Source organism: Bradyrhizobium sp. CB1717, from assembly GCF_029714325.1.
Classification (GTDB): domain Bacteria; phylum Pseudomonadota; class Alphaproteobacteria; order Rhizobiales; family Xanthobacteraceae; genus Bradyrhizobium.
The window spans coordinates 8,178,963-8,191,545 of the sequence record NZ_CP121666.1 but is presented as its reverse complement, the minus strand read 5'-3'; the positions used below and the strand labels follow the sequence as shown (position 1 = coordinate 8,191,545).

The 12,583-nt window shown below is 64.7% G+C and carries 13 protein-coding genes; 9 read left to right on the top strand and 4 right to left on the bottom strand.

The features are described from left to right. Positions 1-29 precede the first annotated feature (29 nt). A complete protein-coding gene (locus tag QA649_RS38010; RefSeq protein ID WP_283021629.1) occupies positions 30-1,142 on the bottom strand; it encodes a helix-turn-helix transcriptional regulator in 1,113 nt (370 codons plus the stop codon). A 341-nt stretch (positions 1,143-1,483) separates the two neighbouring features. Between QA649_RS38010 and QA649_RS38005 the strand changes: the two genes are divergently transcribed. The 8 genes from QA649_RS38005 to QA649_RS37970 all read left to right on the top strand — a co-directional run bounded on the left by QA649_RS38005 (position 1,484) and on the right by QA649_RS37970 (position 7,808). Next, a complete protein-coding gene (locus QA649_RS38005) occupies positions 1,484-2,650 on the top strand; it encodes a cytochrome P450 (protein WP_283021628.1) in 1,167 nt (388 codons plus the stop codon). A 373-nt stretch (positions 2,651-3,023) separates the two neighbouring features. Then, positions 3,024-3,974 (top strand): sulfonate ABC transporter substrate-binding protein, encoded by a 951-nt coding sequence (locus QA649_RS38000; protein WP_283021627.1) that lies wholly within the window; start codon positions 3,024-3,026, stop codon positions 3,972-3,974. A 2-nt stretch (positions 3,975-3,976) separates the two neighbouring features. Next, positions 3,977-4,099 (top strand): hypothetical protein, encoded by a 123-nt coding sequence (locus QA649_RS37995; protein WP_283021626.1) that lies wholly within the window; start codon positions 3,977-3,979, stop codon positions 4,097-4,099. Between the two features lie 10 nt (positions 4,100-4,109). Beyond that, positions 4,110-5,273, top strand: a complete 1,164-nt coding sequence (ssuD, locus tag QA649_RS37990; protein ID WP_283021625.1) for an FMNH2-dependent alkanesulfonate monooxygenase — start codon at positions 4,110-4,112, stop codon at positions 5,271-5,273. After that, the gene (locus QA649_RS37985; protein WP_283021624.1) at positions 5,270-6,076 is read left to right on the top strand and encodes an ABC transporter permease subunit; all 807 of its coding nucleotides are present in this window, start codon (positions 5,270-5,272) and stop codon (positions 6,074-6,076) included. The genes ssuD and QA649_RS37985 overlap by 4 nt, the downstream gene beginning before the upstream one ends. 20 nt (positions 6,077-6,096) lie before the next feature. Then, on the top strand, positions 6,097-6,945 hold the full coding sequence (locus QA649_RS37980) for an ATP-binding cassette domain-containing protein (protein WP_283021623.1): 849 nt from the start codon (positions 6,097-6,099) through the stop codon (positions 6,943-6,945). A 32-nt stretch (positions 6,946-6,977) separates the two neighbouring features. Then, on the top strand, positions 6,978-7,559 hold the full coding sequence (locus QA649_RS37975; protein WP_283021622.1) for a flavin reductase family protein: 582 nt from the start codon (positions 6,978-6,980) through the stop codon (positions 7,557-7,559). 93 nt (positions 7,560-7,652) lie between these two features. Next, complete coding sequence (locus tag QA649_RS37970) at positions 7,653-7,808, top strand: hypothetical protein (RefSeq protein WP_283021621.1); 156 nt, start codon at positions 7,653-7,655, stop codon at positions 7,806-7,808. A 122-nt stretch (positions 7,809-7,930) separates the two neighbouring features. Here the strand turns inward: QA649_RS37970 and QA649_RS37965 are convergent, their stop codons facing one another. Both QA649_RS37965 and QA649_RS37960 read right to left on the bottom strand, forming a co-directional pair. Continuing rightward, positions 7,931-9,079: a M20 family metallopeptidase gene (locus QA649_RS37965; protein ID WP_283021620.1), complete on the bottom strand. Its 1,149-nt coding sequence runs from the start codon at positions 9,077-9,079 to the stop codon at positions 7,931-7,933. Positions 9,080-9,186: 107 nt separating this feature from the next. Beyond that, a complete protein-coding gene (locus QA649_RS37960) occupies positions 9,187-10,437 on the bottom strand; it encodes a vanadium-dependent haloperoxidase (RefSeq protein ID WP_283021619.1) in 1,251 nt (416 codons plus the stop codon). Positions 10,438-10,778: 341 nt separating this feature from the next. Here QA649_RS37960 and QA649_RS37955 point away from each other — a divergent pair, with 341 nt between their 5' ends. Next, positions 10,779-11,111 (top strand): GYD domain-containing protein, encoded by a 333-nt coding sequence (locus tag QA649_RS37955; RefSeq protein ID WP_018641469.1) that lies wholly within the window; start codon positions 10,779-10,781, stop codon positions 11,109-11,111. An 85-nt stretch (positions 11,112-11,196) separates the two neighbouring features. Here QA649_RS37955 and QA649_RS37950 read toward each other — a convergent pair whose 3' ends face one another. Then, positions 11,197-12,579 carry a sigma-54 dependent transcriptional regulator gene (locus QA649_RS37950; protein WP_283021618.1) on the bottom strand — a complete coding sequence of 461 codons (1,383 nt, stop codon included), beginning with the start codon at positions 12,577-12,579 and terminating at the stop codon, positions 11,197-11,199. Between the last annotated feature and the right edge of the window lie 4 nt (positions 12,580-12,583).

The following is a 12,583-nucleotide window of genomic DNA, read 5'->3' as shown; positions in this document are numbered from 1 at the left end:
AAAGCCGGTCTGGCCGGATAAGGTTGGATTCAATCTTTAAGAGGCAGCTTAGGGATGGCACCGAAGAGCGCAGCTGCGCTCTTCTGGTTGCGCGATCCCGTCTTGGCAAGCACTGCCTTGATCTGCGTGCGGATCGTTTCGCGACTTAGTCCGTGATGCGCCGCGATGTCGCCGATCGTCTGCCCTTGCGCGATTCCGCGCGCAACGCGCGCCTCGCTGGGGGTGAGATCGAACAGGCCACGAATGAGCGCCAGGCTCGGCGCCTGGGAGGCGGTGACCGGCGTCGCAACAAGGAGGCCAACCGCCCCATCGAACAGATCGCGCGCTTCACCCGGCATCGGAACGAGATGAAGGACCACCCGGTCAAGATCGCTTGTGCGACGCGCGGCGAAGGAGCACACGGCCTTGTCCGGCGAATCCAGTTGGGCGAGGCCAGCGCGCAGCAGGGTGTCGGCCGCGCGGTCCCTGATGGCGATCCGATCCTTCGGCAGCCAGTTCAGAACGTCCGTCATGGCTTCGATCAAGGCGTTCGCTGCCAGAACCCGTCCGGAGCGCGCAATCGCGAGGGCTGGCAAGCCGACAAGCGACAACGCCTCGGTCGCCGCCCGCATCCGGGTGAGACGCCAGCGCGTCGACAGCAGAGCTGCCCGCGCGAGATGGGGGCGAAACCGGTCGAGAAAATCGAGATCCTGCCGCGAAAAGGCGGGTCGGCCGGCCAGTCTTTCCATATGGAAGACGATGATCTCACCGGACGGGCTGCGGACCGCCGTCGCGCAGGCATGCTCGAAGCCCCACTTCTTGTTCCACTCCACCCGATAGGGATCGCGCTCCCATTCTTCCGGCGAAAACGCCTCATGCTCGCCGACGAAGCCGGGATGATCAAGCGCCAGGAGTCTCGGGGTCGTCTCCGTCCGGCTGGAGAGGTCGCTACGCAGGAATGCCGAGAATGCCTCACGGATCGACGGCGACGTCACGACACCATTCCAGACACCGGACCACTGATCGGAGTCCGAGGTGATCATGACCATGCCGTGCGCACCTGCGGCATGGGCGATATCTTCCAGAATGTCCGGCCAGAGCTCGGGAGCAGTCGCAGCCTCATGGATGCGGTCCACAATCTGCTCGAAATCGATGCCCGTCATTGTCCGCGACCCATCAGATTCGACCGGTTTTTCAGACGCGCGGCGCGTTTCCGTTCGAGCCTTAGCGCTTTGCTCGTCCAAAGCCCTTGATACCAACCCCCTTCAGCGGAACTCAATTGCTACTTTTTCCCGAACAGACCCTCGCAGAAGTCATGGTCATATTTTAACTATTTGAGAATCACAGGTTTTTCCCGGCGGCGCGCGATCCCGGGTCTGGAGGCACGGTCGCCGGTTAAGAATGGTTTGCAGCTAGCGAGCCGGCCTGTCCCAATCGCTGGGGACAGACGGCGGCCTCCGAAGGGGCTAGCCTTGGTGTCGAGGAGACGACAAGGGAGCCAGCCTTGAGCACCGCGCCGCGCATCGACATCGATCCTGCGTCGTTCTGGGCCGACCCCTATCCGATGCTCGCGAAGATGCGAAAAGAAGCGCCGATCGCCTTCGTGCCGCAGCTCGGCTCGACGCTGCTGACGAGCCGCGACGACATCTCGATTTCCGAGAAGCAGATCGACGTGTTTTCCTCGCACCAGCCCGCCGGCCTGATGAACCGGCTGATGGGCCACAACATGATGCGCAAGGACGGTGAGGCGCATCAGGTCGAGCGTCGCGCGATGTTTCCGACGATCTCGCCGAAGACGGTGAAGGTGCATTGGACCGCGCTGTTCCAGGCCCATGCCGACCGCATCATCGATCGCATCGAACCGGGCCGCATCGACTTCATGCGCGATTTCGCGCTGCCGTTCTCCGGGGAATGCCTGAAGTCGATCACCGGCCTCACCAATATCGGCTTTGAGGACATGGACGCGTGGTCGCAGGGCATGATCGAGGGCATCGCGAACTATGCCGGAGATCCCGCGGTCGAGGCGCGCTGCCACGCCGCGACATCGGGCATCGATGCCGCGATCGACGACATTTTGCCGGTGATGCGCAAGCATCCCGACCAGAGCATTTTGGGCGTGCTCCTTAGCTCGGGCATGCCGATGGAGAGCGTACGGGCGAATGTCAAACTCGCGATCTCGGGCGGCCAGAACGAGCCGCGCAAGGCGATTGCCGGCACGGTGTGGGCGCTGCTCACCCATCCCGACCAGCTCGATCTGGTCCTGCGCGGCGAAGTGTCCTGGCTGCAGGCCTTCGAGGAATATGCCCGCTGGATCTCGCCGATCGGCATGTCGCCGCGTCGCATCGCAAAGCCGTGGACTATCCGCGATGTCGCATTCGAAACCGACGAGCGCGTGTTCCTGATGTTCGGCTCCGCCAACCGCGACGAGAACCATTTTGAGCGCGCCGACCAGTTCGACGTGCGGCGTGACACCACCAAGAGCGTCGCCTTCGGCGCCGGCCCGCACTTCTGCGCCGGCGCCTTCGCTTCGCGTGCCATGATCGCCGACGTCGCGCTGCCGACATTGTTCGCGCGTGAGGGGCGTATCGAGATCGCCGATGACGAGCCTGTGCGGATCGGCGGCTGGGCGTTCCGCGGACTGCAGAATTTGCCGATGAGGTGGTCGCAATAGACCGGCTGGTGCCCTCCGTCCCGAGCACCCCGATCATGCCATTATGCTCCTGTTTTGCCCGACGGGTCAAACGAGCTTCGGATAATGCGTAAGTCATTGTCTTTGCATGCCCCGGCTACTGTGCATGGGGTTGTTTTGCGACTTTTTTGTTCAGGCCGTCAGGGCCTCGGACCGAATCCGGGCGGCTCTCACATTCGCGTGCGGAAAAATTCCGTCTGCATCGTCGCGGCCGCTTGAAAGATTAATCATGCACTCGGCCACACGCGCAGTGCTCGCATCGCTATTTTTCCGCATGTCTCGACACCTCCGGTAAGGAGCACCATCATTCCCGAACGCAGATGAACGGACGGCCGCATGCGGCCGGGAGTGTGGAATGCAGCGTCGGGACTTTCTGAAACTGTCGATTGGAACAGCAGCCGCCGCTGCCGTCGCGTCACCCGCCATCGCGCAAGGCGCGGTGAAGGAAATTCGTATCGGCTACCAGAAGAACGGCGTGCTGGTCATCACGCGCCAGCAGGCCGCACTGGAAAAGCATTTCGCGGCCCAGGGCATCGAGGTGAAATGGGTCGAGTTCTCCTCGGGCCCGCCGATGATGGAGGCGATGAATGTCGGCAGCGTCGATTACGGCGCCGTCGGCGATTCCCCGCCGGTGTTCGCCCAGGCCGCGGGCGCGGCGATCGTCTATGCCGCGGGACAGCCGATCACCAACGGCCAGGGCATCCTGGTGTCGAAGGATTCGCCGATCCGCTCCATCGCTGAACTGAAGGGCAAGCGCGTCGGCTTCACCAAGGGGTCCAGCGCCCACAACATCGTGGTGCAGACGCTGGAGAAGGCCGGCCTCACCTATGCCGACATCACGCCGGTCTATCTGACGCCGCCGGATGCCGGTCCCGCCTTCGCCAATGGCAGCATCGAGGCCTGGGCCATCTGGGATCCTTACTTCGCGATCGGCGAGACCAGGCAGAACGGCCGCATCCTGATCAATGCGCGCGAGGTCACCAAGGCCAACTCGTTCTACATCGCCAATCGCGACTTTGCGAAGAACCACGGCGCCATCCTGCAGCAGATCGTCGACGTCACCACCGCGACCGCCAAATGGGCCGAGCAGCATCGCGATGAAGTAGCAAAGTCCCTCGCCGCAGTCACCGGCATCCCCCTGGATATCCAGACCATCGCGGCCAACCGCTCGTCCTTCGTGGTCGGTCCCGTCACCGACGACATCGTCGCGACCCAGCAGGGCGTCGCCGATCGCTTCCACAAGCTCGGCCTGATCCCGAAGCCGATCGTCATCCGCGACATCGTCTGGCGCAACCCGGCAGCCTGATCGTGCCGACCGATCTTCCCGTCCAAAAAGGTCTGAACATGAAGCGCATCGTTCAACGCGTGATCGCAGCCATCGTCATGTCGATCGGTATCGTCGCGGCCGCCGTCGGCACGACCTACGGCTAGGGGCACATCCATGAGCCAATCCAGCGCCAACATCCTCTGGTTCCTGCCGACCCACGGTGACGGCCGCTATCTCGGCACCGGCATCGGCGGCCGCGAGGTCAATTTCAACTATCTGCGCCAGGTCGCGCAGGCCGCCGATCAGCTCGGCTATTTCGGCGTGCTGTTGCCGACAGGACGGTCCTGCGAGGATTCCTGGATCGTTGCTTCCGCAGTCGCGCCGTTCACCGAGCGGCTGCGCTACCTCGTGGCTGTGCGCCCTGGCCTGCAATCGCCGAGCGTGGCCGCGCGCATGACGGCGACGCTCGACCGCGTCACGGGCGGCCGGCTGCTGATCAATGTCGTCACCGGCGGGGATCCCGTCGAGAACAAGGGCGACGGCATCTTCCTCGCCCACGATGAGCGCTACGAGGTCACCCGCGAGTTCCTCAACGTCTATAGCGACCTGCTCGCCGGCAAGACCGTCAATGTCGAGGGCAAGCACATCCACGTCGAGGGCGGCAAGCTGTTGTTTCCCCCCGTGCAGTCGCCGCGCCCGCCGCTCTATTTCGGCGGCTCGTCCGATGCCGGCATCGACGTCGCCGTCGACGCCGTCGACAAATATCTGACCTGGGGCGAGCCGCCGGCCCTGGTTGCGGAGAAGGTCGCCAAGGTGAGGGAGGTCGCCGGCGCACGTGGCCGAAAACTCTCCTTCGGCATCCGTCTTCACGTCATCGTCCGCGAGACCAATGAAGAGGCCTGGCGCGCCGCGAATGAGCTGATCAAGCATGTCAGCGACGACACCATCGCCACCGCGCAGAAGAACTTTGCCCGCATGGACTCCGTCGGCCAGCAGCGCATGGCGCAGCTCCATGGCGGCAAGCGCGACAAGCTCGAGATCGCACCGAACCTGTGGGCGGGTGTCGGCCTCGTCCGCGGCGGCGCCGGCACGGCGCTGGTTGGTGACGCCCAGACGGTCGCGGCGCGGATCAAGGAGTATCAGGACATCGGCATCGATACCTTCATCATGTCGGGTTACCCGCATCTGGAGGAAGCCTATCGCTTCGCCGAGCTGGTGTTCCCGCTGCTCTCGCTGGAGCAGCCCAGCAACGTGACCAGATTGCACTTCAACGGCGGTCCCTTCGGCGAGACCGTCGGCAACGACTTCCGCCCGCATAAACAGGCATCGCAATCATGAGCCTCATCGGCAGCATCTCTACCCCGCGCAGCGTCCGCCTGCCGCGGGTTGACGGCCTGGTCCAGTGGATCGTGCCGCTCACCATCATCGCGATCTGGCAAATCGCCTGCGTCACCGGCTTCGTGCCGACGCGCGTGCTGCCGGCACCGAGCGATGTCGCGCTCGCCGGCTGGAAGCTGCTGCTCTCGGGCGAGCTCGTCCGCAACATCTGGGTGTCGTTCTGGCGCGCCTCGATCGGCTTTTTGATCGGCGGCAGCATCGGCTTCGCCTTCGGGCTCGCCAACGGCCTGTCGCAGCTCTCGGCCAAGCTCACCGACACCACGCTGCAGATGGTGCGCAACGTGCCGCATCTGGCGCTGATCCCGCTGGTCATCCTCTGGTTCGGCATCGACGAGAGCGCCAAGCTCTTCCTGGTGGCGCTGGGCGTGTTCTTCCCGATCTACCTCAACACGCTGCACGGCATCCGCACGGTCGATCCGCAGCTGATCGAGATGGGCCGGATCTACGGCATGACCGACGGCGAACTGTTCCGCCGCGTCATCTTCCCGGGCGCGCTGCCCTCGATCTTCGTCGGCATCCGCTTCGCGCTCGGCATCATGTGGCTGACGCTGATCGTGGCCGAGACCATCGCGGCATCATCGGGCCTTGGCTACATGGCGATGCAGGCGCGCGAGTTCATGCTGATCGACGTCGTCGTGCTCTCGATCCTGATCTACGCCCTGCTCGGCAAGCTCGCCGACAGCGCCTCCCGCGTGCTGGAGCGGGCGACGCTCTCCTGGCACCCCGCCTTCCAGAAACGTTGAGCAGAAATACTGGGAATCACATGCAGACAGCGCTTCGTACGTCCCTTCCCGAGACCGAGCTCGCCAGCCGCGCCAGTTTCGCCCCTCACGCCCGCGTCGTGCGCGAGGAGCGCCAAGAAGAACGCCAGGTGCAGACCAGCGGCCTGCCGCTCAGCATTCGCGGCCTGCGCAAATCGTTCGGCAGCAACGAGGTGCTGCGCGGCATCGACCTGCACATCCCCGCCGGCCAGTTCGTCGCCATCGTCGGCAAGAGTGGCTGCGGCAAGAGCACGCTGCTGCGCCTCATCGCCGGCCTGGACAAGATCGATGCCGGCAGCATCAGCTTCGGCCAGGATGTGCAGCCGGAGGACATCCGTGTGATGTTCCAGGAGCCGCGGCTCTTGCCCTGGGCCCGCGTGCTCGCCAATGTCGAGGTCGGCCTCGGCCGCGATCGCGCCTCAAAAGATGCGCATGCCCGCGCTGAGCAGGCGTTGACCGAGGTCGGTCTCGCCGACAAGCGCGACCAGTGGCCTTCGGTGCTCTCGGGCGGCCAGAAGCAGCGCGTCGCGCTCGGCCGCGCGCTGGTCTCCCGTCCGCGCGTGCTCGCCTTCGACGAGCCGCTCGGCGCGCTCGATGCCCTGACCCGCATCTCGATGCAGCGCCTCCTGGAGCGGGTCTGGCGCGACCAGGGCTTTACCGCGATCCTGGTCACCCACGACGTCTCCGAGGCGGTCGCCCTGGCCGACCGGGTGCTGGTGATCGAGGAGGGCCGGATCGCCCACGATGTCGTGGTTAACGCCGCCCGGCCTCGCGAACGGGGCTCGGCCGAGCTCGCGGGCCTCGAAGGCTCGATCCTGAGCCACCTTTTGTCGGCGGACGATCGTACCTAAATACAGGGGAACCCCATTTCGGGGACCATGCCATGAATGTAGTGCCCCGCGATCTCATGACTGAAATCCCCGTTTCGCCCGCCGATTTCCGCGGCGCCATGCGCCACCTCACCGGCGGGGTCAGCGTCATCACCGCCGGGCGGGGCAAGGACATCACCGGCATGACGGTGACATCCGTCACCTCGCTGTCGGTCGAGCCGCCGACCCTGCTGGTCAGCATCAACCGCGATGCCTCGTCCTTCCCGCTGATCAAGCGTCACGGCGCCTTCGGCGTGAACATCCTCAATGCCGACCAGCTCGACATTGCCGAGCGCTTTGCCGGCAAGGGCGGGCTGAAGGGTGCTGACCGCTTCGCCGGCGCCAAATGGGTGACGGCGGTCTCAGGCGTTCCGCTCCTCGTCGGTGCGTTGTCGGTGTTTGACTGCGAGGTCGAGGAGATCGTCGAGCGGCACTCGCACGGCATCGTCATCGGCCGTGTCAGGGACGTCAGGAACTCAACGCGCAACGCGGCGCTCGCTTATTGGCACGGCCAGTATGTGGCGGTCGACCAGGACGAGGACGCCGCAAGGCTCGCCGACGTCAGCGTTCCCGCGCGCACCCGGCGCGGCATTTGATCGCCGCCCGCAGGCGCCGGCTGGCCTTTTCGGCCTCATCGCTCTAGAAGCGCTGCTTCAGCCGTCCCGCCGGGACGGCCATGGAGCGGATCGATGAAGCGCGTCGCGACCCTAGCCTTCTACGCCATCGGCGCGCTCGCGGTCGCCTATCTCGCACTCTATGCCTACGCGATGTTCTCGGGACAGCCGATCGTGCCGGGCGATCCCATCCACATCTTCCGCAAGCCCGACGCGCCGAGTTATTCGTAGAACTCGGCAGGTCTCGTAGGGTGGGCGAAGGCGCGTCTGCGCCGTGCCCACGATTTTTACATGATGAGAGAGTTGGTGGGCACGCTTCGCTTTGCCCACCCTACGGCACTGAGTGTGTGGCGCTACCCCCTTAAAATCGCCAGCGCCAGCGCCTGCGCGCGCGGCACGATGCTGTCGATCTCGAGATATTCCTCCGGCGTGTGCGCGAGCCCGCCGACCGGGCCGAGGCCGCAGATGGTCGGCGTGCCCACCGCGGCGGTGAAGCCGGAATCGGCGCAGCCGCCGGAGAACTCGCCCTGCAGCGTAGTGAGGCCCACCTGTCTTGCGGCGGCCTGATAGCCTTCGAACAGCGTCTTCGACTCCGCGCTCTGCACCACCGGCACGAACTCGCCCTTGATCGTCAGCGTCGCGCTGGTGCCCGGCACGTAGGAGGTCGCGACGATTTTTTCGATCGCACCCATGATCCGCGCGCGGTCGGCCGGATCGATATAGCGCAGGTCGATCTGGCCTTCGGCGTAAGGCGCCGTCGTGTTGACGGACTGCCCGCCCGAGACGAGGCCGACATTGAGCGTGATGCCCTTGTCGAGATCGGTCAGTGCGTGGATCTGGACGATCTTTTGCGCGAGCTCGCCGATCGCGCTGACGCCCGCGGCGAAATTGGCGCCGGAATGCGCGGCCTTGCCGGTGATGGCCATGTGCATGAAGATGCCGCCCTTGCGCCCCGTCACGACATTGCCTGTGGGGCGACCCGGCTCGGAGTTGAACACGGCGCGCGCGGCCCGTCCCTCGCGCTCGATGATGGGGCGGCAGGCGGGCGAGCCGATCTCCTCGTCCGAAGTGATCAGCACCTTGATGGGATGCGGCGAGCCGCCGAATTTATGGAAGGCGGTCGCCACGAACACGTTCATGACGAGGCCCGATTTCATGTCGGCGACGCCCGGCCCATAGGCGCGACCATCTCGAATCGTGAACGGACGCCGCCCGGCCTCGCCCTTGCCGAACACGGTGTCGCGATGACCCATCAACAGCACCGGCTTCTCGTTGCTGCCGGGCTTTGCCACCTCGGCATGGATCGCATCGCCGAAAGTGGTGTTGGCCTCGCGCCGGACCGGAATGCCGTGCTCGGCAAAATGTCGCTCGAACCGCGCACCGACCGCATCGACGCCTTCCTTGTCATAGGATCCGGAATCGATGTTCACGACATCGCGCAAGAGATCGATCATCGCCTGCTTCTGCGATGCCAGCCAGTCCGTGATTTGAGCTTCAGACATATGTACCCTCGTGGTTCTCACGCAGGGTTATAGGACCTTGCGCAGGCGTGACATAGTCGCCGGATGCGGTGCGGCTATGTGTTCGGTGCTCCAAAAAGGCCGCTGGCCTAGCGGCTTGGCTGCGCCATTGCCTCCACACCGCGAAGCTGCGTCGCGAGGGTCAGCGCACCGATCTTCCGCCCCATGTCCTTGCCGACTTCGGTCGAGAAGCGGTAGTGAAAGCCGGCCCAGATGCGCGCATTGGAGACTTCGTCGCTATAGTCCTGCAGCCGTGACCATTTGCGCGTGACCCCGGGTGCCGTCGGGCTGGTCAGGGAGAACTCGCCAAAATCTCCGACCACGGTCTGGAGCACGGTCGAAATCGCGGCCGAGACGATGCAGTGCGCGCAGGGATATTCCGGATGCATCGGTGTGTCCCCGAGCGGCAGCCAGGAGGGATCGCGAGGCGTCGCGGCATTCGACGTCAGATCGGCGTTGCGTATGGCCGTGATCGGGCGCCAGAAATTGTAGTGATACTTCGCGTCGAACACGGCGACGATGGCATCGTTGCCGGTGATCGACGTCAGGGCGAACAGGCGGGCGCAGTCGACGAGATCCATTCCCTTGGCCGAAGCGGCCTGCCTCACGATGGGATTGTAGGTGCGGGCGCCGACGAAGAACCAGAATCGACCGATCGTCGTTTGCTCGGGCGTCCGGGTCGCGCTGCCTCGGCCGCCGACCTCGCGGATTTCGTTGACGTCCCTGGTCCAGACCTCTGAATCGAGCGCGGGCGGCGGTCCGGGGCGGAACTGCGATCCCGACGTCATGACCCAGGGCGTTGTCGCACCCGTGGTCGAGAAAAGCGGGACCACGGTTGGAACATAGGCGCCCGGCGTGGTCAGGGGCCGGTACGTTTCCACGGCGGCGCTGCCATCGTTCGCGCGAAGCTGGATGATCTGCACTGCCGCCTCTTTCCCGAGGGCGATGCCGGCGGTCTTGGACTCGCCATCGGCAATCGGCGCCAGCGCGTTCGTCAGTGTCGCATCCAGGTCCGGCTTGAGGTTCGGATAGATCGACAGCAGTACGTCGTGAGCCGCAACTGCCGCTGCAGCTTCCCGCGACGTCGAACGATCTGCGGACAACGAGATCTTGTATGGCGCATAGCGGTGCTCAATCGCGTTGACCGCCTCGAACATTGCAACGTGCATCAAGGACAAGGCGCGGCTGTGCGGCGCCGGAGGAATCTGTTTCTCGGCAGCAATCGCGTCGGCCTTGGCATTCCAGTCCATGATCACGTCGGCGCGCGCCAGCGGCGCCGAGGCTGTGATCAGCGTTGCAATCAGCGACAGGCGGGAGATCGTCCACAAAGGGTATTTCATGACTTGCCCTTTCGATTTGAAGGCCTTTCGCGAAGGCGGACGCGGCATCCAGCCGACATCTCACTCCAGAATTCTACCGATCCCGATGCGCATCGATAGTGAACTGCTTCACTCGCGGCGGCGCGATAATCGCGCTCCAAATGGGTAGGCTTGGCTTACCGTTCGCGCCGCATTACGGAGTTGGATATAGTCGAAACTAGCTGCCAGTTGGACGTGCCGAGGTCCGCAGCTCCATTTTCAAGGCAGCTCGCGCGCTGTCGGCAGGCTGTGCCTTGCTCTCGCTCGGAGAGCTCCGTCCAAAACTACAGGTGTTGTCGCTCTAACTTCGACGGAGAGAAACCATGCCGCTGTTCATCTCGTACGTCTCATACTCAAACGCGGGCATCAAGGGAATGGTCGACAAGCCGATCGATCGTACCTCAGTCATCGGTGCGCTGGTCGAAAAAGCCGGCGGAAAGCTCCAGGGAGCTTTCATGACGACTGGTCAGCACGACGCAGTGCTCGTCACAGAGTTTCCCGACGGCTCCGATGCAATTGCGATTGGAATGGTTGCCGCCGCCAGTGGCGCTGTCTCCAAGATCGAAACCGTGCGCGCCTGGAAGATGGGTGAATTCAAGAGCATCGCGGAAAAGGCCGCGAAGCTTGCAAGCTCCTACGTCCCGCCGGGCAAATAGTTCGGACAGATCGCGACATGATCGGGCCCGGAACGCTTGCGGCGCTCCGGGCCTTTTCGCAGACGTCGAGCTTGAAGATCAGGGCTCACCCCATCATCGGCACGCGCGGATACTCACCCGGCGTGCCCGCGGGCGGGATCGGGATGCCGCCGTCGGCGTATTCGTTGAGCTTGTTGCGCAGCGTGCGGATCGAGATGCCGAGGATATTGGCGGCATGGGTGCGGTTGCCCAGGCAGTGCTTCAGCGTCTCCAGGATCAGGTCGCGCTCGACGTCGGCGACGGTGCGCCCCACGAGCGCGCGCGTCACCTGCTCGGCGGCCATGGTCGCGTGCGCCACGGCCGGCGCGGTCTTGGCGAGATCGAGCCGGTCGCCGTCCGGGGTGATGATCGCGTCCGAGCCGATCTCGTCGCCCTGCGCCATCAGCACGGCGCGGTGCATGGTGTTCTCGAGCTCGCGGACGTTGCCCTGCCAGCGGTTGGTGGAGAGCACGCGGCGCGCCTCCGCCGAGAGCGGGCGCATCGGCACGCCGTTGGCCTCGGCATATTTCTTCACGAAGTGCTGGGCGAGCTCGAGGATGTCGGCGGGACGCTCGCGCAGCGGCGGAATCTTCAAGTTCACGACGTTGAGGCGGAACAGCAAGTCCTCGCGGAACGTGCCCTCACGCACGGCCTCAGCCAGGTTGCGGTTCGAGGTCGCGATGATGCGGATGTCCACTGGAACCGGCTTGGTGCCGCCGACGCGGTCGATCACGCGCTCCTGGATGGCGCGCAGAAGTTTTGATTGCAGGCGGACGTCCATTTCGGAGATTTCGTCCAGCAGCAGCGTGCCGCCGGTCGCTTCCTCGAACTTGCCGATGCGGCGGGCAACGGCACCGGTGAAGGCGCCCTTCTCGTGGCCGAACAGCTCGGACTCCAGCAGGTGCTCGGGGATCGCGGCGCAATTGATCGAGATGAACGGACGCTTGGCGCGGGCCGAGCGGGTGTGGACGTAGCGCGCCAGCACTTCCTTGCCCGTGCCGGACTCGCCGGTGATCATCACCGAGGCGTCGGAGCCCGCGATCTGCTGCGCGAGCTTGATCACCCTGGCCATGGCTTCGTCGCGATAGACCAGCTCGCGGGAATCGTTGGCGACGGCGGCCAGCACCGCAGCGATCAGCTCCGGATCCGGCGGCAGCGGGATGTATTCCTTGGCGCCGGCGTGGATCGCGGCGACCGCGGCGCGGGCGTCGTTGGTGATGCCGCAGGCGACGATCGGAGCGTGGATGTGCTCGGCTTCCAGCCGCATCACGAGGTCGCGGATGTCGAGGGCGACATCGACCAGCAGCAGGTCGGCGCCCTTGCCGCCGCGCAGCACGCGCATCGCCTGCTCGTGATCCTCGGCATGGGTCACGGTGGCGCCGTTCTCCATCGCGATCTTGGTGGCGGTGGTGAGCTGGCCCTTCAATGTGCCAACGATGAGAAGCCGCATGTCA

Excerpts from the sequence above, each read along its gene's own strand:
- QA649_RS38010 (WP_283021629.1), bottom strand. The coding sequence starts at position 1,142 with ATGACGGGCATCGATTTCGAGCAGATTGTGGACCGCATCCATGAGGCT.
- QA649_RS38000 (WP_283021627.1), top strand. The coding sequence starts at position 3,024 with ATGCAGCGTCGGGACTTTCTGAAACTGTCGATTGGAACAGCAGCCGCC.
- ssuD (WP_283021625.1), top strand. The coding sequence starts at position 4,110 with ATGAGCCAATCCAGCGCCAACATCCTCTGGTTCCTGCCGACCCACGGT.
- QA649_RS37985 (WP_283021624.1), top strand. The coding sequence starts at position 5,270 with ATGAGCCTCATCGGCAGCATCTCTACCCCGCGCAGCGTCCGCCTGCCG.
- QA649_RS37980 (WP_283021623.1), top strand. The coding sequence starts at position 6,097 with ATGCAGACAGCGCTTCGTACGTCCCTTCCCGAGACCGAGCTCGCCAGC.
- QA649_RS37975 (WP_283021622.1), top strand. The coding sequence starts at position 6,978 with ATGAATGTAGTGCCCCGCGATCTCATGACTGAAATCCCCGTTTCGCCC.
- QA649_RS37970 (WP_283021621.1), top strand. The coding sequence starts at position 7,653 with ATGAAGCGCGTCGCGACCCTAGCCTTCTACGCCATCGGCGCGCTCGCG.
- QA649_RS37965 (WP_283021620.1), bottom strand. The coding sequence starts at position 9,079 with ATGTCTGAAGCTCAAATCACGGACTGGCTGGCATCGCAGAAGCAGGCG.
- QA649_RS37960 (WP_283021619.1), bottom strand. The coding sequence starts at position 10,437 with ATGAAATACCCTTTGTGGACGATCTCCCGCCTGTCGCTGATTGCAACG.
- QA649_RS37955 (WP_018641469.1), top strand. The coding sequence starts at position 10,779 with ATGCCGCTGTTCATCTCGTACGTCTCATACTCAAACGCGGGCATCAAG.
- QA649_RS37950 (WP_283021618.1), bottom strand. The coding sequence starts at position 12,579 with ATGCGGCTTCTCATCGTTGGCACATTGAAGGGCCAGCTCACCACCGCC.